This window comes from Photorhabdus hindustanensis, assembly GCF_002968995.1.
Classification (GTDB): Bacteria; Pseudomonadota; Gammaproteobacteria; order Enterobacterales; family Enterobacteriaceae; genus Photorhabdus; species Photorhabdus akhurstii.
Map to the genome: position 1 here is coordinate 1 of NZ_PUWT01000201.1, position 528 is coordinate 528.

Sequence of the window (528 nt, forward strand, 5' to 3'; positions counted from 1 at the left end):
AGCCCATCCGGTATTTTATCCCAAGCGAGAGAGCCGTAGTTTCCACCGGTTTTTAGAACTCCATGAGTTTGCTCTATTTTTTTATCGCTGTTCATCACCAGCGCCCGTAACAGCAGATTATCCGGCGTGATGGTGGCGCTCATCATCTGCTCTTGAAAATAACGGGAGGCCCCCAGTTTATCCTGCATGCCTGCAACACAATCATGAACTGACTGAACAAACAGCGCACCGCTATAATCGTCCGTGCTATCAAAGTTATGGTCAAAATAGTCCAGCAGGGCCTGACTTTTCAGCCAGTCCAGATACATTTCGGTCATCGGAGAGATAATGGTGTTGTCATACCGCGTCAGATCGGTAGTGAACCGATCCATAAACGCTTTTTCTTTATCACGGTCAATATACTGCTCATAATCCGACCAATACCTCTGTACCATCCGTTTTAACGTCGAGTTGTCTAATGTGTTTTCGGTGGTACCCACAAGCGCAAAATTACTCGGTAGATATGTTCCGCCAGACAAGTAGAAAGCA

The 528-nt window shown here is 46.4% G+C and carries 1 pseudogene; it reads right to left on the bottom strand.

The features are described 5' to 3' along the window. Window positions 1–528 (bottom strand): annotated as a pseudogene (locus C6H66_RS26325) (hypothetical protein); the annotation flags it as partial.